At 63.3% G+C, this 17254-nt stretch carries 16 protein-coding genes; 11 read left to right on the plus strand and 5 right to left on the minus strand.

Translation table 11 applies throughout. The features are described from left to right. Nucleotides 1-26: 26 nt before the first annotated feature. From RT614_RS23845 to RT614_RS23875, 7 genes are all read left to right on the plus strand, one after another. On the plus strand, nucleotides 27-1010 hold the full coding sequence (locus RT614_RS23845; protein WP_313624641.1) for an ABC transporter ATP-binding protein: 984 nt from the start codon (nucleotides 27-29) through the stop codon (nucleotides 1008-1010). Continuing rightward, entirely contained in the window at nucleotides 1007-2023 is a 1017-nt protein-coding gene (locus tag RT614_RS23850) for an oligopeptide/dipeptide ABC transporter ATP-binding protein (protein ID WP_313624642.1), read from the plus strand. The genes RT614_RS23845 and RT614_RS23850 overlap by 4 nt, the downstream gene beginning before the upstream one ends. Before the next feature lie 112 nt (nucleotides 2024-2135). Beyond that, nucleotides 2136-3335, plus strand: coding sequence for a M20 aminoacylase family protein (locus RT614_RS23855; protein ID WP_313624643.1), 1200 nt, complete (start codon nucleotides 2136-2138; stop codon nucleotides 3333-3335). 178 nt (nucleotides 3336-3513) lie between these two features. Next, complete coding sequence (locus tag RT614_RS23860; RefSeq protein ID WP_313624644.1) at nucleotides 3514-4422, plus strand: TauD/TfdA family dioxygenase; 909 nt, start codon at nucleotides 3514-3516, stop codon at nucleotides 4420-4422. A gap of 46 nt (nucleotides 4423-4468) precedes the next feature. Then, complete coding sequence (locus RT614_RS23865; protein ID WP_313624645.1) at nucleotides 4469-5512, plus strand: ABC transporter substrate-binding protein; 1044 nt, start codon at nucleotides 4469-4471, stop codon at nucleotides 5510-5512. Between the two features lie 2 nt (nucleotides 5513-5514). Beyond that, nucleotides 5515-6345, plus strand: coding sequence for an ABC transporter ATP-binding protein (locus RT614_RS23870; protein ID WP_313624646.1), 831 nt, complete (start codon nucleotides 5515-5517; stop codon nucleotides 6343-6345). 10 nt (nucleotides 6346-6355) lie between these two features. After that, a complete protein-coding gene (locus tag RT614_RS23875; RefSeq protein ID WP_313624647.1) occupies nucleotides 6356-7234 on the plus strand; it encodes an ABC transporter permease in 879 nt (292 codons plus the stop codon). A gap of 76 nt (nucleotides 7235-7310) precedes the next feature. Here the strand turns inward: RT614_RS23875 and RT614_RS23880 are convergent, their stop codons facing one another. From RT614_RS23880 to rpmH, 5 genes are all read right to left on the minus strand, one after another. Further along, entirely contained in the window at nucleotides 7311-8756 is a 1446-nt protein-coding gene (locus tag RT614_RS23880) for a catalase (protein WP_313624648.1), read from the minus strand. 280 nt (nucleotides 8757-9036) lie between these two features. Next, nucleotides 9037-10713, minus strand: a complete 1677-nt coding sequence (yidC, locus tag RT614_RS23885; RefSeq protein ID WP_313624649.1) for a membrane protein insertase YidC — start codon at nucleotides 10711-10713, stop codon at nucleotides 9037-9039. A 48-nt stretch (nucleotides 10714-10761) separates the two neighbouring features. Beyond that, a complete protein-coding gene (gene yidD / locus RT614_RS23890; RefSeq protein ID WP_313624650.1) occupies nucleotides 10762-11034 on the minus strand; it encodes a membrane protein insertion efficiency factor YidD in 273 nt (90 codons plus the stop codon). Then, complete coding sequence (locus RT614_RS23895; protein WP_313624651.1) at nucleotides 11031-11402, minus strand: ribonuclease P protein component; 372 nt, start codon at nucleotides 11400-11402, stop codon at nucleotides 11031-11033. Before RT614_RS23895 ends, yidD begins: the two co-directional genes overlap by 4 nt. Nucleotides 11403-11512: 110 nt before the next feature. Next, nucleotides 11513-11647, minus strand: coding sequence for a 50S ribosomal protein L34 (gene rpmH, locus RT614_RS23900; RefSeq protein ID WP_006228069.1), 135 nt, complete (start codon nucleotides 11645-11647; stop codon nucleotides 11513-11515). Here rpmH and RT614_RS23905 point away from each other — a divergent pair. The 4 genes from RT614_RS23905 to gyrB all read left to right on the plus strand — a co-directional run bounded on the left by RT614_RS23905 (nucleotide 11646) and on the right by gyrB (nucleotide 17149). Then, nucleotides 11646-11981 carry a hypothetical protein gene (locus tag RT614_RS23905; protein WP_313624652.1) on the plus strand — a complete coding sequence of 112 codons (336 nt, stop codon included), beginning with the start codon at nucleotides 11646-11648 and terminating at the stop codon, nucleotides 11979-11981. The two genes, rpmH and RT614_RS23905, sit on opposite strands and share 2 nt — an antisense overlap. A 44-nt stretch (nucleotides 11982-12025) precedes the next feature. After that, entirely contained in the window at nucleotides 12026-13492 is a 1467-nt protein-coding gene (gene dnaA, locus RT614_RS23910; RefSeq protein WP_313624653.1) for a chromosomal replication initiator protein DnaA, read from the plus strand. Nucleotides 13493-13494: 2 nt separating this feature from the next. Then, on the plus strand, nucleotides 13495-14604 hold the full coding sequence (dnaN, locus tag RT614_RS23915) for a DNA polymerase III subunit beta (RefSeq protein WP_313624654.1): 1110 nt from the start codon (nucleotides 13495-13497) through the stop codon (nucleotides 14602-14604). A 97-nt stretch (nucleotides 14605-14701) separates the two neighbouring features. Further along, nucleotides 14702-17149 (plus strand): DNA topoisomerase (ATP-hydrolyzing) subunit B, encoded by a 2448-nt coding sequence (gyrB, locus tag RT614_RS23920; RefSeq protein ID WP_313624655.1) that lies wholly within the window; start codon nucleotides 14702-14704, stop codon nucleotides 17147-17149. Nucleotides 17150-17254: the final 105 nt, after the last annotated feature.

The raw sequence follows: 17254 nt of genomic DNA on the forward strand, positions 1-17254 counted from the left end.
TGCTGACACAAGCGGAAAGACCCGCCATGCCCGCGTCCCGGCCGTTGCTGGAGGTGCTGGGGCTGAAGACGCATTTCTTCACGCGCAATGGCGTGGTGAAGGCCGTCGATGGCGTGGATCTCGACCTGGCGCAAGGCGAAATCCTGGGGCTGGTCGGGGAATCCGGGTCAGGCAAAAGCATTACCGGTTTTTCGCTGATGGGACTTCTGGATGCGCCGGGGCGCATCGTGGATGGCCGGCTCCTGTTCAATGGCGAGGACCTGCGCGCAGCCTCGCCCGCGCGTTGGCGCCAGATCCGGGGGAAGGAGATCGCCATGATCTTCCAGGACCCGATGATGACGCTGAACCCCGTGCTGCGCGTCGATACCCAGATGATCGAGGCGGTGCAGGCGCACAGCGCCGCATCGCGCGAACAGGCGCGCCAGCGGGCGTTGCAGACCTTGACGATGGTCGGCATTCCCGCGCCCGAGGAACGCCTGAGGTCCTATCCGCACCAGCTTTCAGGCGGCATGCGCCAAAGAGTAGCGATCGCCATCGCGCTGCTCAATTCGCCAAGCCTCATCATTGCGGACGAGCCTACGACGGCGCTGGACGTCACCATTCAGGGCCAGATTCTTTTTGAAGTTCAGAAGCTCTGTCGCGAAACGGGCACCGGCCTGATCTGGATCACGCACGATCTGGCCGTCGTGGCGGGACTGGCCGACCGTGTGTCGGTGATGTACGCGGGACGCATCGTGGAAACGGGCACGACAGAAGCGGTGATCAGCCATCCGATGCATCCGTACACGCATGGTCTTATCGCTTCCATTCCCACACCGCAATCGCGCGGCAAGCCGCTGGTGCCGATCCCGGGCATGACGCCGTCACTGTTGAATCTTCCACAGGGCTGCGCGTTCCGCGGTCGCTGTCCGCGCGCGACGGACGCCTGTCTGATCGAGCCGAAGCCCGTGGAAGTCCGCCCGGCGCAATGGGTGCGCTGCTGGCATGCTGGGGAGCCTGACGCTAAATGAGCGCAGTGGAGCACAACCCCACTCCCATCCTTGCCTTGCGCGGGGTCGAGCTGCGCTTCGTGCAGCCGGTGGACCTGGCCGGCCGCATTGCGAACCTGCTGGGGGCCGGGCTGAAAACCCAGGTCGTGCATGCAGTCGCAGGCGTGGACTTGTCGGTCAGGCCTGGCGAAGTGATCGGCATCGTGGGTGAATCGGGCTGCGGAAAATCCACGCTGGGCCGCATCGTCTCCGGCATTCTGCCGCCCACCGCCGGCGAAGTGCATTACCGGGGCGAGGCCGTGCACGCCATGAAAGGCCCGGATAGGCGCGCCTACGAACTGGGTGTGCAGATGATCTTCCAGGACCCGTATGCGTCCTTGAATCCGCGCATGCGCGTGCGCGAGATCATCGGCGAGGCGCCCGCCGCGCATGGCCTGGTCCGGTCGCGCGACAAGGCGGAGTACGTGGCCGGGCTGATGCGACAGGTGGGGCTGGACCCGAGCTTCGCGCAGCGCTATCCCCATCAATTTTCCGGCGGCCAGCGGCAGCGCATCGGCATTGCACGGGCCCTGGCGTTGAAGCCTTCGGTCATCGTCTGCGACGAGGCCGTGGCGGCGCTGGACGTGTCGATCCAGGCGCAGGTGCTGAATCTGTTCGAACGCCTGCGCGCAGACCTGGACCTGACCTATCTGTTCATCAGCCACAATCTGGGCGTGGTCAGCCACATATCGGATCGCGTCGCGATCATGTATCTGGGACGCATCGTGGAGCTGGCGGCGACGGACACGGTTTTCACGCGCGCCAATCATCCCTATACCCAGGCGCTGCTTAAGGAGTTGCCGTCGCTGGTGCCGGGGCGCCGCGCCTATCAGCCCATCAAGGGCGAGCTGCCCTCCCCCCTGGATCCTCCCAGCGGCTGCGCATTCCACCCGCGTTGTCCCCATGCCATGCCGCGCTGCAAGATAGAACGTCCTCTGCTGCGCGAAATCGCGCCGGGCCAGTACAGTGCATGCCATTTGAACGACTCCGCCTGAGCCTGCGCCGAAAAAGGGCTGGACGCGGAACCGGGGGCGGCGCGAGAATTCCTGCACCAGCAGGCCATTCAAGCGTGCGCAATCCATCAACCTACACAGCTTATCCACAGCCATGAAAACCATAGCCGAAATCGAACGCGTGCACGGCGATCTCACCGCGTTGCGCCGCGATATCCACGCGCATCCCGAACTGGCGTTCCAGGAAACGCGCACCTCGAACCTGGTGGCGGAGCGTCTGCGCAGCTGGGGACTGGAAGTCCACACCGGGCTGGGGAAAACCGGCGTGGTCGGCGTCTTGCGCGCGGGCAGCGGCACAAAGACGATAGGCCTGCGCGCCGACATGGACGCGCTGCCCATGCCGGAGCACAACCGTTTCGCTCACAAGTCGACGATCAGCGGGCGCATGCATGGCTGCGGGCATGATGGGCACACCACGATGCTGCTGGGCGCCGCGCAATACCTGTCCACGCATCGCAATTTCGACGGCACCATCGTGTTCATTTTCCAGCCGGCCGAAGAAGGCGGCAATGCGGGCGCGCGGGCCATGATGCAGGACGGGCTGTTCGACAAGTTTCCTTGCGATGCCGTGTTCGGCATCCACAACATGCCTGGCATGCCCGTGAACCAATTCGGCTTCCGGTCCGGTCCCACCATGGCTTCCAGCAACCGTTGGGACATCGTGATCAAGGGCGTTGGCGGCCACGCCGCCCAGCCCCACGCGTCGGTGGACCCGATCATCGTCGCGGCCGACATGGTGCATGCGCTGCAGACGGTCATTTCGCGCAGCAAGAATCCGCTGGAGCAGGCGGTGCTTTCCATCACGCAGATTCACGCGGGCGATGCTTACAACGTCATCCCGGGCGAAGCCGTGCTGCGCGGCACGGTGCGCACGTACTCGGTGGAAACACTGGACAAGATCGAGGCGGACATGCGCCGCATCGCGACCACGCTGCCGCAAGTCTATGGCGGCACGGGCGAACTGGACTTCGTTCGGGCCTATCCGCCGCTCGTGAACTGGGAAAATGAAACCGCCTTTGCCGCCAAGGTCGCGGAAGATGCATTCGGCGCCGAGAACGTGCTGCGCGACATGCCGCCCTTCATGGGCGCCGAAGACTTTTCGTTCTTCCTGGAAGCCATTCCCGGTTCGTACCTGTTCCTGGGCAATGGCGATGGCGACCATCGCATGGAAAGCTATCACGGCATGGGACCTTGCCAGCTGCACAACCCGAACTACGACTTCAATGACGCGTTGTTGCCGGTGGGCGCCACGTATTGGGTAAAGCTGGTGGAAGCATTCATGCCCGCCCGGTAAGGACCGATTCGCTATTTGCTTATATGCAAGGGCTCATGAAGCCGCGGGAGGCTCCCCGCGGCTTCCTGCTATATGACGTAAAGCTTTGATCAAACGCCGATAACTTCGTTTGAGATAGATGGCGCGTTTTTCATAATCGATCGTTCCTGCAATGCCGCAAGGCGAACCGGAGCGATCGATGTCCCAGAGCAATGCCTTGCGGCGCGAAACGCACGCCGCCCCCCTGCCCCAGGCGCAGTCCTTCGACGTGCGTCCCCTGCCCGGCCCCCTGGGCGCCGAGATCACGGGCCTGGACCTGTCCCGCGAGTTGACTCCCGCCGATTTCGCGCGCGTCCACAAGGCGCACCTGGACCATCATCTGCTGGTGTTCCGCGACCAGCGCATCACGCCGCAACAGCACATCGATTTCAGCAGGCGTTTCGGACGCCTGATGATCCACGTACTGCATCAATTTCACCTGCCGGGCCATCCCGAGATCCTGACCGTGTCCAACATCGTGGAAGACGGCAAGCCGATCGGCCTGGGTGACGCCGGCAAGTACTGGCATTCGGACATCTCGTACAAGGAACTGCCCAGCCTGGGGTCCCTGCTGCACGCACAGGAATTGCCCGCTGAGGGCGGCGACACCTTGTTCGCGAACATGCATCTTGCGTACGACACGCTGCCGGCTGCGCTGAAAAACGCGATCGAGGGCAAGCGCGGCGTGCATTCCTATCTGGCGCAGTACGGACAGCTGCAAAAGGAAGGGAACTGGCGCCCCAACCTGAGCGCGCAGCAGATCGCGCAGGTGCAGGAAGTGGTGCATCCGGTGGTGCGCACGCATCCGGAAAACGGGCGCCGCGCACTCTTCGTGAGCGAAGGCTTCACGACGCGGATCGAAGGCCTGCCGGATGACGAAAGCCGCGCCTTGCTGAGCGAACTCTTTGCCCACAGCGTTCGGCCCGAGCACGTCTATCGCCACAAATGGCAGCCGCACGATCTGGTGTTCTGGGACAACCGATCGCTGATCCATCTGGCTGGCGGCACGCCCGACCACCTGCGACGCAAGCTCTACCGCACGACGATCGAAGGCGACACGCCCTTCTGAGATTGCACCCGTCGACCGTCATCACGACTTATCCACAAGGAACGCCATGAGTTTGTCTTCCACGCTACGGGATCGACTGGTCCGGACCGCCACGGGCGCCGGCCTGGCGCTGATTCTTGCGGTGCTCGCGCTGGCCTCGCCCACGCCGGCGATGGCCGAAGGCCGCATCCGCATTGCCGAGCAATACGGCATTGTGTATCTGCTGTTGAACGTGGCGCGCGACCAGCAACTGATCGAAAAGCACGGCAAGGCCGAGGGTGTGGATATCTCGGTTGAGTGGGCCAAACTGTCGGGCGGATCCGCCGTGAACGATGCGTTGCTGTCCGGCGCTGTGGATATCGCGGGGGCGGGCGTCGGACCGCTTCTGACCATCTGGGATCGGACGCACGGCAAGCAGAATGTGAAAGGCGTGGCGTCGCTGGGCAATTTTCCCTATTACCTGGTGACCAACAATCCCAATGTGAAGACGATCGCCGATTTCACGGAGAAGGATCGCATTGCCGTGCCGGCAGTGGGTGTGTCCGTGCAATCGCGCGTGCTGCAGCTGGCATCCGCCAAGCTGTGGGGTGATGCGCAGTTCAACAAGCTGGACAAGATTTCGGTGGCGCTGCCGCACCCCGACGCAGCGGCGGCGATCATTGCCGGCGGCACGGAGATCACGGGTCATTTCGGCAACCCGCCCTTCCAGGAACAGGAGCTGGCCGAAAATCCCAAGGCCCGCATCGTGCTCAATTCGTACGACGTGCTGGGCGGCCCCAGTTCGTCCACCGTGCTGTTCGCCACCGAAAAATTCCGGCGCGAGAATCCCAAGACGTACAAGGCCTTCCAGGAAGCGCTGAAGGAGGCGGCCAGCTTTGCGTCCGCCAATCCCGAAAAGGCCGCGGACATCTATCTGCGCGTCACCGGCGCCAAGCAGGACCGCGATTTCCTGATCAAGGTCATCAAGAATCCCGACGTGCAGTTCAAGCTTGAGCCGCAGAACACGTTCGCGCTGGCCGAGTTCATGCACAAGGTGGGCGCGATCAAGAATGCGCCTGCAAGCTGGCGCGACTATTTCTTTGACGACGCCGTCACCGCGCAGGGTAGCTGACCATGGCGCTGCACACCGCCAGCCCTGTGGATAACGTCGACAAGGCCACGCCATTGCTGGCTGTGGATAAGGTGTCGATCGAATATAAGACGCGCGAACGGCGCGTCCGAGCGACCCATCAGGTCAGTTTTGACGTGCACGGCGCCGAGCGGTTCATCCTGCTGGGACCGTCCGGGTGCGGGAAATCGACGTTGCTCAAGGCGGTTGCCGGATTCATCGAACCCACGGAGGGACGGATCGCCATCGATGGCAAGCCGGTGCAGGGGCCGGGGCCCGACCGCATCGTGGTGTTCCAGGAATTCGACCAGCTGCCGCCCTGGAAGACGCTGCGCCAGAACGTTGCGTTTCCGCTGGTGGCTTCGCGCAAGCTCAAACGCCGCGAGGCCGACGAGCGGGCGATGCACTATCTGGACAAGGTGGGGCTGTCGGCGTTTGCCGACGCCTATCCCCATACCCTGTCGGGCGGGATGAAGCAGCGCGTGGCCATCGCGCGGGCGCTGGCCATGCAGCCGCGGGTGCTGCTGATGGACGAGCCCTTCGCCGCGCTGGACGCGCTGACGCGTCGACGCATGCAGGAAGAGCTGATGACGCTGTGGGACGACGTGCGTTTCACGCTGTTGTTCGTCACGCACTCGATTGAAGAGGCGCTGGTGCTGGGCAGCCGCATCTTGCTGCTGTCGCCGCACCCGGGTCGCGTCCGCGCGGAATTGAACGCGCAGGGGTTCGATCTGCATAGCCAGGGATCCGCCGCTTTCCAGGCGGCGTCGCGGCGCATCCACGATCTGTTGTTCGATTCCCCGCCGATTGCTCAAGCCGAGCGCGCGGCCGCTTGAGAGGACGCGCATGAACACTACCCACGCCGGGGCGGCAGTCATCCGTCCCGATATCGAGTACGAGCTTGCGCCCCTGCCCCCGCAGGCAGCCGAGACTCCATTGCCCTGGCACGAACGCCTGTGGCAGCACGCCAGCCTGCGCAAGCTGGTGATCCTGGCGATGCTGGCCGGGCTATGGGAGTTGGCGGCGCGATATACCGACAATGATTTGCTGCTGCCCGGCGCCTGGCAGACCGCCCAGGCGTTCGTGCAGGGCATCGCCAGCGGCGAGCTGCTGGCCCGCGCCGGGCAGTCGCTGCGTGTGCTGGTGCAAGGCTATGTAGCCGGGGTCGCCCTGGCTTTCGTGCTGACGACACTGGCGGTGTCGACGCGCTTTGGCCGCGACCTTCTGTCCACGCTGACCGCCATGTTCAATCCGCTGCCCGCCATCGCCCTGCTGCCGCTGGCGCTGTTGTGGTTCGGCCTGGGCGAAGGCAGCCTGGTGTTCGTGCTGATCCACTCGGTGTTGTGGGCGTTGGCGCTGAATACGTATGCGGGCTTTCTGGGTGTGTCGGAAACCCTGCGCATGGCCGGACGCAACTACGGACTGACCGGATTGCGTTACGTGCTGCAGATATTGGTGCCGGCGGCCCTGCCTGCCATCCTGGCCGGCCTGAAGATCGGCTGGGCGTTTGCCTGGCGCACGCTGATTGCCGCGGAACTGGTGTTCGGCGCGTCCAGCGGCAAAGGCGGGCTGGGGTGGTACATCTTCCAGAATCGCAACGAGTTATACACAGACCGGGTGTTCGCTGGCCTGGCCGCCGTGGTCATCATCGGCCTTCTTGTGGAAAACCTGTTGTTCGATACGCTGGAGCGCATCACGGTTCGGCGTTGGGGCATGCAGCGCTGACGCTTTCGTCGCGGGCGGCCAATAAAAAAGGGGCGGCATCATGCCGCCCCTTTTCATTGGCTGCCTTCCGGATGGATTACAGCTTCAATCCCAGCGCCTTGGCGACGCCTTCGGCATAGGCCGGGTCGGCCCTCCGGAAGTGGTCCAGCTGGCGGCGCTGGATGGCCTCGGGCACGCCCGCCATGTGGCGGCCGATGTTGCCGAACAACAGTTCCTGCTGGGCCGGCGTCATCAGGCGGAACAAGGCGCCCGGCTGCGAGTAGTAGTCGTCGTCGACGCGATGGTTCCAGCGTGCCGCGGCCTGGCCGTCGAGCGGCAGGGGCGGTTCAGCGGCCGAGGGCGTTTCCTTCCATTCACCCGCGCTGTTGGGCTCGTAGTTCAACGTCGAGCCGGCGTTGCCGTCCACGCGCCCCGCCCCGTCGCGGTGGAAGCTGTGGAACGGGCATTTGGGCGCGTTCACCGGGATCTGGTGGTGGTTGATGCCCAGGCGGTAGCGATGGGTATCGCCATAGGAAAAGATGCGGCCTTGCAGCATTTTGTCCGGCGAGAAGCCGATGCCTGGAACGACGTTGGCCGGCGTGAAGGCGGCCTGCTCGACTTCCGCGAAGTAGTTTTCGGGATTGCGGTTCAGCTCCAGCACGCCGACTTCGATCAGCGGATAGTCGCCGTGGGGCCAGACCTTGGTCAGGTCGAAGGGGTTGATGTGGTAGGTTGCGGCCTCCGCCTCGGGCATGATCTGCACCTTCAGCGTCCACTTCGGGAAGTTGCGTTCTTCGATGTTGTTGAACAGGTCGCGCTGGGAGCTTTCGCGGTCGTGCGCGACGACCTGCGCGGCCTCCTCGTCAGACAGACAGGCGATGCCCTGCTGCGACTTGAAGTGGAACTTCACGTAGAAGCGTTCGTTGTTGCTGTTGATGAAGCTGAACGTGTGCGAGCCGAAGCCATGCTGCTGGCGCAGGTTCGCGGGTATGCCGCGGTCGCTCATCAGGGTGGTGACCTGGTGCAGCGATTCCGGGTTCAGGGACCAGAAGTCCCAGGCGGCCGTGGCGTTGCGCAGGTTGGTCTTGGGATCGCGCTTCTGGGTGTGGATAAAGTCGGGGAACTTCAGGGGATCGCGGATGAAGAACACCGGCGTGTTGTTGCCCACCAGGTCCCAATTGCCTTCCTCTGTGTAGAACTTGATGGCGAAGCCGCGCACGTCACGTTCCGCGTCGGCCGCGCCGCGCTCGCCCGCCACGGTCGAAAAGCGCAGGAACAGGGGGGTCTGCTTCCCGACCTTCGAGAAGATGTTCGCGCGGGTGTAACGGGTGATGTCGTGCGTGACGGTGAAGGTGCCGTAGGCGCCGGAGCCCTTGGCATGGACGACGCGTTCGGGGATGCGTTCGCGGTCGAAGTGGGCAAGTTTTTCAATCAGCCAGAAATCTTCCAGCAGCGCCGGACCGCGGGGGCCCGCGGTCAGCGTGTTGTTGTTGTCTGGCACCGGCGCGCCCGAGGCGGTGGTCAGAGGCTTCTTGTCGGTCATGGCACACTCCCTTAGTAATCCTGGATGCGCGGGCCGCTGGATGGGCCGCGTGGCGTTGCAGCCAACCGTCGGCGGAAAGCAGCCGGCACGGCAAGCGCAGAGCCATCATAGGAGCCATGGGGGGCTATGTGAAGTTGATTGATCTAGCTTCTCCGATAAATATTTACTATCGAAGCGGCGCTCAGGCATAGAAAATGCTGAGCGTACCCTTCGCGCTGCGTTTCGCGCAGGCAAGAAAAAACCGGCCCAATGGGCCGGTTTTTTTGCGTTCGAAGTGCGATCAGCGATTGGCCGCAACTTCCGCCTTGCGCTGGATGGCGCGCGTGATGGACCACTGTTGTGCGATCGACAGGATGTTGTTCACGCACCAGTAGAGCACCAGGCCGGCCGGGAAGAAGAACATCATCCCGCCGAACACCAGCGGCATGATCATCATGACCTTGGCCTGGATGGGATCCGGAGGCGTGGGGTTCAGTTTGATCTGCAGGAACATGGTGGCCATCATGATGGCGGGCAGAATGAAGAACGGATCGCGGACGGACAGGTCGTGCACCCACAGGATCCACGGCGCGCCGCGCATTTCCACGCTGGCCAGCAGCACCCAGTACAGCGAGATGAACACCGGGATCTGCACCACCATGGGCAGGCAGCCGCCCAACGGGTTGATCTTCTCGGTGCGGTACATCTCCATCATGGCCGCATTGAGCTTCTGCTTGTCGTCGCCGTACTTTTCCTTCAGGGCCTGCAGGCGCGGGGCGACCTGCTTCATGCGGGCCATCGAGCGGTAGCTGGCGGCGGCCAGCGGGTAGAACACGGCCTTGATCAGGACGGTCAGCGCCACGATCGTCCAGCCCCAGTTGCCCAGGATGGAATGCAGCCAGGTCATCAGCGTGAACAGCGGCTTGGCGATGATGGTCAGCCAGCCGTAGTCGACCACCAGTTCCAGGCCCGGCGCGAGCGCGGCCATGGCCTTCTGGTCTTGCGGACCGACCCACAGGTGGGAATCCACGCGAGCGGCGGCGCCCGGGGCGATTTCCCCGACGGCTTCGATGCTGCGGCCGGCGTACAGATTCTTTTGCACCTCGAGCAGTTCGTTCGTGCGCGGCTTGCCTTGCGGGGGCACCCAGGCCGTGGCGAAGTAGTGCTGCACGACGGCGATCCAGCCGTTGTCAGCCTGCTTGATGTAGTTGGCCTTCTTCTTCTCGATGTCGCTGAACGTGCTCTTTTGGAACTTGTCCTGTTCGGAGTAGACCGCGAAGCCGGTGAACGTGTGATAGAAGCTGGACGTGTCGGCCGGATCGTTGCCGTCGCGCTCGATCTGCAGGTACAGCGAAGGCGACACGGGGGCGGCGCCGACGTTGGCCAGGTCATGGCGCACGTCGATGTCGTAGCGGCCGCGGTGCAGCGTGAACGTCTTGGTGACCTTGACGCCGCCGGATTCGCCTTCGAACGTGACGACCAGGTTGTCGCCGGTCAGTTCGCGTTCCTGGGAGACCAGGCGGAAAGGCGTCTGGTGGGTGGGGAAGCTCTGGCCGGCAGCCGCGCCGACCACGCCGGTCTGCACCACGTAGTTCAGGCCCGCGGAGCGGTCCAGCAGGACGGTGGGCTTGTCGGGCTGGCCGGTGGCCGGGTACTTCAGCAGTTCAGCGCGCACCAGTTGGGCGCCCATCGTGTCGAAGGTCAGGCGCAGAACGTCGGTCGTGATGACGACTTCTTCGGAGCGCGCAGGTGCGGGGGCGGCGGCGCCGGGCACCGTGGAAGTGGGGCCGGCGGCAGCAGAAGGCGCACTGGGCACCGACGGCGTCGCATTGTTTGCGGCCGCCGGCGATTCGGTCGTGCTGGCCGCGGGCGGCGCACCGAACAGCGACGGCTTGCCGTTATGGATTTGCCAGTTGTTCCAAAGGAGCAACAGCGAAAAGGAAAAAATCATCCAGAGGACGGTTCGTCGGATATCCATGGTGCCTACTGAAGTGAATACGGGCCAGCAAAGCCCGCCAGTTTAGCGTCAATCGTGCTCAATGCGGTGGCTGTGGGAGCAGCACCGGGCGTCATTGGTTCCCTTGGACGGCGGAACCGGGTCCAACCCGCCCGGAGACCACGGGTGGCAACGGCCTATACGCCGCACCGCCAGCCAGAAACCGCGCCAGGCGCCGTGACGTTCGATCGCTTCGATCGCGTACGCCGAGCAGGTCGGGGTAAAACGGCACTGCCTGCCTATCCAGGGACTCAGGAAAAACCTGTAGAACCGGATGGGGGCAATGAGCAGCGCCTTGATCATCGCGCGATCCGATCAAAGTGAGCGTCCACTTCGGCTCGCGCTGCACGTTTCAGTGCAGTGAGGGTGGCCGGAGCGACCTTGCTTTGCAGGCGCACGACGTAATCTTTCGCCGGCAGCGCAAGGCGCCGGTGGCGGAAAGCTTCACGAATGACCCGCTTTAAGGCATTGCGTGTGCTGGCGTGGGGGGCGAAGCGTTTGGCAATCACCAGCCCCAGGCGCGCACAGGCCTCCTGGCCCGCAGGCAGATCATTGGGAGCTGCGCTCACAATGAAAAATGCCCCTCGGGCAAGACGCCGGCCTTTGAGGGCGGCGGCAAACTCGGAGGGGCGATGCAGCCGCGCCTCTGGAGGAAGCGTGGAGCGCGGCATGGACTGCGGGTCAGGCGTATGCGCGGAACCGGAACAGGATTGCGAGAGGTCTTGCAATATGGCCGGTCCGTGCAGGAGTCAGGTTTCCGGAAAGACCGGAAAACCAGGACTTAGACGGCCAGACGCTTGCGGCCCTTGGCGCGGCGGGCGCTCAGGATGGCGCGGCCAGCGCGGGTTTTCATGCGCACGCGAAAGCCATGGGTGCGCTTGCGGCGGGTAACGGAAGGTTGGTAGGTACGTTTCATGGACGATCCACAAAAAGAACAAAAGTCAGAAGGGACCTGCCCGGAGGGTTCCAAGTTGCAAAAGCAGAAGCGGGTATCTGGCGCACTTTTGCAATTTATGCAAAAAACAACGCTCAGACGGGGCTCTGGACCGGGAATTTCTTCCCGTGCAACCTATTCAGCAAAGCTAAAAACCGGACAAATGCTCGGTAATAGAGCGAGCCCGGGCAAGCTTTCTGCGAAACCTTCTGACAGACAGAATTCGGAAAAGCCCACCATTTCATCAAGTTTTCCCTGTCTTGTCAAACAGTTAAGGCGGACCGCTGTAGATGCTTATGTCCCTCCCTGTGGATAACCCCAGCCCAGGCAAGGTAGAATCGAGGTTTGATTAAGAGCGACATGAAAGAATTCTGGCAGACCTGCGTCAGTCGTCTTGAGCAGGAACTCCCCCCCCAACAAATCAGCGCGTGGATACGACCGCTGGTCCCGCTTGCGTACGACGAAACGCAGGCGGTGCTGCGCGTGGCCGCGCCCAACCGCTTCAAGCTGGATTGGGTGCGCAAGAACTTCTCCCACCAGATCGAAGCGTTGGCCGCGGAGTGGTTCAAGCGTCCGGTGCAGGTGCTGTTCGAGCTGCCTTCGCAAGGCGCCGCGCCGCGCATGCCCGTCGCGCCCGTGCGCGCGCAGCAGCCTTCCGCGCAAACACACCTGTCCGCCGCGCCGCCCTCCGGGGCAGCGCCGCCATTGAACGTCACGGTGACGACGGCTGCCGCCCCGGCTGCGCCGGCCACCACGGTGGCCGCACAGGCAGTCAACGCGGACGCAGCCAATATCGTGTACGAGCGTTCGCGCCTGAACACCGACCTCACGTTCGAGAACTTCGTGACCGGTAAGGCCAACCAGCTGGCGCGCGCCGCCGCGCTGCAGGTCGCCGAGAATCCGGGCACCTCGTACAACCCGCTGTTCCTGTATGGCGGCGTGGGCCTGGGCAAAACCCACCTTATCCACGCCATCGGCAACGCGATGGTGGCTGCGGGCACCGGCGTCCGCGTGCGCTACGTGCATGCCGACCAATACGTGTCCGACGTGGTCAAGGCGTACCAGCGCAAGGCATTCGACGATTTCAAGCGCTACTACCATTCGCTGGATCTGCTGCTGATCGACGACATCCAGTTCTTCTCGGGCAAGAACCGCACGCAGGAAGAATTCTTCTATGCGTTCGAAGCGATGGTCGCGCAGCGCAAGCAGATCATCATCACAAGCGATACCTACCCGAAGGAACTGTCGGGCATCGACAGCCGCCTGATCTCGCGTTTCGACTCCGGCCTGACGGTGGCGATCGAGCCGCCGGAGCTGGAGATGCGCGTGGCGATCCTGTTGCGCAAGGCGGAATCCGAAGGCGTGCCCATGCCCGAGGAAGTGGCTTTCTTCATCGCCAAGCATCTGCGCAGCAACGTGCGCGAACTGGAAGGCGCGCTGCGCAAGGTCCTGGCCTACGCACGCTTCCACGGTCGCGACGTGTTGACGGTGGACGTCTGCAAGGAAGCGCTGAAAGATTTGCTGTCGGTGTCCAACGGCCAGATCACTGTCGAGAACATCCAGAAAACGGTGGCCGACTTCTACAAGATCAAGGTCGCCGACATGTATTCGAAACGCCGGCCGGCCAATATCGCCTTGCCGCGTCAGGTCGCTATGTACCTGGCGAAGGAGCTGACTCAGAAAAGCCTGCCGGAAATCGGCGATTTGTTCGGCGGCCGTGATCACACCACGGTGCTGCACGCCGTTCGCAAGATTTCCGATGCCCGCGCCAAGCAAGCGGAGCTCAACCATACCCTGCACGTGTTGGAACAAACTCTAAAAGGATGAACATGCAACTCGTACAAACCACACGCGATGCATTGCTGAAACCGCTGTCGACTGTGGCGGGCATCGTCGAAAGACGCCATACCCTGCCCATTCTTGCGAACATCCTGATGCGCAAAGAGGGCAACAAGGTTGCCTTCATTGCGACCGACCTGGAAGTGCAGATCACCACGCACGCCGACTTTGGCGTGGGCCAGGACAACGAGTCCACCACGGTGGCCGCGCGCAAGCTGCTGGACATCCTGAAGGCCCTGCCCGACACGGGCGACGTGCGCCTGGCCCTGGCCAGCAACAAGCTTTCCGTGCAGTCGGCCAAGAGCCGCTTCGCGCTGCAGACGCTGGCCGCCAGCGAGTTCCCCACCGTGGCCCAGCCCGAGCAATGGGACGTCTCGCTGACCATGCCGCAGCGCACGTTGCGCCACCTGTTCAACATGGTGCATTTCGCCATGGCCCAACAGGACATCCGCTACTACCTGAACGGCATGCTGCTGGTGTTCGAACCGGGCCGCGTGCGCGCCGTCGCCACCGACGGCCACCGCCTGGCGCACTGCTCGACGGAAGCCGACGGCATTGCCGAGCGCCACGAAGTCATCGTGCCGCGCAAGACCGTGCTGGAAATGCAGCGCCTGCTGGAAGACTCCGATGAGATCGTTTCCATCGACGTGGCGCCGGGCCAGATCCGTTTCCGTTTCGGCGACGTCGAGCTGGTGTCCAAGCTGGTCGAAGGCAAGTTCCCCGATTTCACGCGCGTGATTCCCACGAACTACACGCGCCACTTCCTGGTCGGGCGTGAAGCGCTCCAGGGCAGCCTGCAGCGCGCGGCCATCCTGACCACCGACAAGTTCAAGGGCGTGCGCCTGCAATTGGCGCAGAACCAGATGAAGATCTCGTCCTCCAACGCCGAGCAGGAAGAGGCTCAGGAAGAAATCGACATCGACTACGGCCATGAAGCGCTGGACGTGGGCTTTAACGTTGGATATCTACTCGATGTGCTGTCCAACGTGAAGGTCGACAACATCCAGTGGTCGGTCATGCCCGATGCCAACGCGTCGGCGCTCATCACCCTGCCCGAAGACGACCAGTTCAAGTACGTCGTCATGCCCATGCGGATCTGATCCGCATCCCCATTGTGGGTTTGTGCCGCTTGCGGACCGGATGGTCCGTGGGCGGTCCGGCCGCCAGGCCGTTCTTTAAAGCGTTATCGATACAGACATGTCAGATCAGCAGAACACCACTCCCGAGACCAGCGGCTACGGCGCTGACTCGATCAAGATGCTCAAGGGGCTGGAGGCCGTGCGCAAGCGCCCCGGCATGTACATCGGCGACACGTCCGACGGCACCGGCTTGCACCACATGGTGTTTGAAGTTGTGGATAACGCCATCGACGAAGCCCTGGCCGGCTATTGCGACGACATCGTCGTCACGATCCACACCGACAACTCCATCTCCGTGACCGACAACGGCCGCGGCATCCCGACCGACATCCACAAGGATGACGAATTCCACCGCAGTGCGGCCGAAATCGTCATGACCGAACTGCATGCGGGCGGCAAGTTCGACCAGAACTCGTACAAGGTGTCTGGCGGCCTGCACGGCGTGGGCGTGTCCTGCGTGAACGCGCTGTCCGAATGGCTGCGGCTGACCATCCGCCGCAACGGCCAGGTGCATCAGATGGAATTCCGCCAAGGCGAGCGCGTTGCGCCCCTGGCAGTGACCGGCACGACCGACAAGCGCGGCACCGAAGTGCGCTTCCTGGCCGATCCGATCATCTTCAACAACATCGAATACCACTACGAGATCCTCTCCAAGCGCCTGCGCGAGCTCTCGTTCCTGAACAACGGCGTGAAGATCCGCCTGATCGACCAGCGCCAGGGCAAGGAAGAGAACTTCGCCTTCTCGGGCGGTGTGAAGGGCTTCGTCGAATACATCAACCGCGCCAAGACCGTGCTGCATGCCAACGTGTTCTCGGTCACCACCGAGTCCTCGGCTGGCGGCGTGCCGGTGGGCGTGGAAGTGGCGATGCAGTGGAACGACAGCTACAGCGAAAGCGTGCTGTGCTTCACCAACAACATCCCGCAGCGCGATGGCGGTTCGCACCTGACCGGCCTGCGTGCCGCGATGACGCGCATCATCAACAAGTACATCACCGACAACGAACTGGCCAAGAAGGCCAAGGTCGAAACGTCCGGCGACGACATGCGCGAAGGCCTGGCCTGCGTGCTGTCCGTGAAGGTGCCCGAGCCCAAGTTCAGCAGCCAGACCAAGGACAAGCTGGTTTCCAGCGAAGTGCGTCCGGCCGTCGAAGAAGCCGTGGCTCGCACGCTGGAAACCTGGCTGCTCGAACATCCGAACGACGCCAAGGCCCTGTGCGGCAAGATCGTCGAAGCCGCCCGCGCCCGCGAAGCCGCGCGCAAGGCGCGCGAAATGACGCGTCGCAAGAGCGTGCTGGAAGGCGCCGGCCTGCCCGGCAAGCTGGCCGACTGCCAGGAAAAGGATCCCGCGCTGTGCGAGCTCTACATCGTCGAGGGTGACTCCGCAGGTGGATCGGCCAAGCAGGGCCGCGACCGCAAGTTCCAGGCCATCCTGCCGCTGCGCGGCAAGGTGCTGAACGTCGAAAAGGCGCGCTTTGACCGCCTGATCGCCAGCGAGCAGATCGCGACCCTGATCACGGCGCTGGGCACCAGCATCGGCCCCGATTTCAACGTCGACAAGCTGCGCTATCACCGCCTCATCATCATGACCGACGCGGACGTGGACGGCGCGCACATCCGCACCCTGCTGCTGACGCTGCTGTATCGCCAGATGCCGGAACTCGTCCAGCGCGGCTATGTGTATATCGCCCAGCCGCCGCTGTACAAGGTCAAGGTCGGCCGCGAAGAACGTTATCTGAAGGACGACCAGGAAGAAGCGCAGTTCATGCTGTCGCTGGCGCTGAAGGACGCCGAGATCATCTCGGGCGGCAACATCATCCGCGGCGAAGAACTGAACGATCTGGCCCGCCAGTACGTGGCCGCCGACGGCGTCATTGCGCGCCTGTCGCGCGTGTTCGACGTGGGCGCGCTGTCGGCCATGGCGGAAGGCGTGGAGATCAACCTGGAATCGGCCGAGTCCACCGCGGACTCCGCGAAGCGCCTGGCCGACGCCATGCGTGATCCCGTCAACGGCAACGGCGTGGAAGTCGTGCCGCAGTTCGACGAAACCACCGAACGCCACCGCCTGTCGGTGCAGCGCATGCACCACGGCAACGTGCGCGTCAGCATCATCGACGCCGACTTCGTCAACGGTTCCGACTACGCCATCCTGGCCAAGGCGGCCAAGAGCTTCTTGGGCAAGGTCGGCTCGGGTTCGCTGGCCGCTCGCGGCGAAGGCGACAAGCGCAAGGAACAGCAGGTGTCCGACTTCCGCGAAGCCATGCAGTGGCTGCGCAGCGAAGCCGACCGCAGCATCTCGAAGCAACGCTACAAGGGTCTGGGTGAAATGAACCCGGAACAGCTGTGGGAAACCACGATGGACCCGAAGGTGCGCCGCCTGCTTCGCGTGCAGATCGAAGACGCCATCGCGGCCGACGAGGTCTTCACCACGCTGATGGGCGACGACGTCGAACCGCGCCGCAACTTCATCGAAACGCACGCGCTGTCGGCGGGCAATATCGACGCCTGACCGGCTAGCAGCTTGCACATTGAAGGCCAGCCCCGAAAGGGCTGGCCTTTGACTTTCTGGATCTTGGAAACGGACGCCGTTCGCTCGTCCGTGTTTGTCACAAGG

Source organism: Achromobacter sp., from assembly GCF_032102605.1.
In the GTDB taxonomy this organism is placed as follows: domain Bacteria; phylum Pseudomonadota; class Gammaproteobacteria; order Burkholderiales; family Burkholderiaceae_B; genus Achromobacter.

Excerpts from the sequence above, each read along its gene's own strand:
- RT614_RS23845 (WP_313624641.1), top strand. The coding sequence starts at position 27 with ATGCCCGCGTCCCGGCCGTTGCTGGAGGTGCTGGGGCTGAAGACGCAT.
- RT614_RS23870 (WP_313624646.1), top strand. The coding sequence starts at position 5,515 with ATGGCGCTGCACACCGCCAGCCCTGTGGATAACGTCGACAAGGCCACG.
- RT614_RS23865 (WP_313624645.1), top strand. The coding sequence starts at position 4,469 with ATGAGTTTGTCTTCCACGCTACGGGATCGACTGGTCCGGACCGCCACG.
- RT614_RS23855 (WP_313624643.1), top strand. The coding sequence starts at position 2,136 with ATGAAAACCATAGCCGAAATCGAACGCGTGCACGGCGATCTCACCGCG.
- RT614_RS23905 (WP_313624652.1), top strand. The coding sequence starts at position 11,646 with ATGGACGATCCACAAAAAGAACAAAAGTCAGAAGGGACCTGCCCGGAG.
- RT614_RS23880 (WP_313624648.1), bottom strand. The coding sequence starts at position 8,756 with ATGACCGACAAGAAGCCTCTGACCACCGCCTCGGGCGCGCCGGTGCCA.
- yidD (WP_313624650.1), bottom strand. The coding sequence starts at position 11,034 with ATGATCAAGGCGCTGCTCATTGCCCCCATCCGGTTCTACAGGTTTTTC.
- yidC (WP_313624649.1), bottom strand. The coding sequence starts at position 10,713 with ATGGATATCCGACGAACCGTCCTCTGGATGATTTTTTCCTTTTCGCTG.
- RT614_RS23850 (WP_313624642.1), top strand. The coding sequence starts at position 1,007 with ATGAGCGCAGTGGAGCACAACCCCACTCCCATCCTTGCCTTGCGCGGG.
- gyrB (WP_313624655.1), top strand. The coding sequence starts at position 14,702 with ATGTCAGATCAGCAGAACACCACTCCCGAGACCAGCGGCTACGGCGCT.
- rpmH (WP_006228069.1), bottom strand. The coding sequence starts at position 11,647 with ATGAAACGTACCTACCAACCTTCCGTTACCCGCCGCAAGCGCACCCAT.
- dnaA (WP_313624653.1), top strand. The coding sequence starts at position 12,026 with ATGAAAGAATTCTGGCAGACCTGCGTCAGTCGTCTTGAGCAGGAACTC.
- dnaN (WP_313624654.1), top strand. The coding sequence starts at position 13,495 with ATGCAACTCGTACAAACCACACGCGATGCATTGCTGAAACCGCTGTCG.
- RT614_RS23860 (WP_313624644.1), top strand. The coding sequence starts at position 3,514 with ATGTCCCAGAGCAATGCCTTGCGGCGCGAAACGCACGCCGCCCCCCTG.
- RT614_RS23895 (WP_313624651.1), bottom strand. The coding sequence starts at position 11,402 with ATGCCGCGCTCCACGCTTCCTCCAGAGGCGCGGCTGCATCGCCCCTCC.
- RT614_RS23875 (WP_313624647.1), top strand. The coding sequence starts at position 6,356 with ATGAACACTACCCACGCCGGGGCGGCAGTCATCCGTCCCGATATCGAG.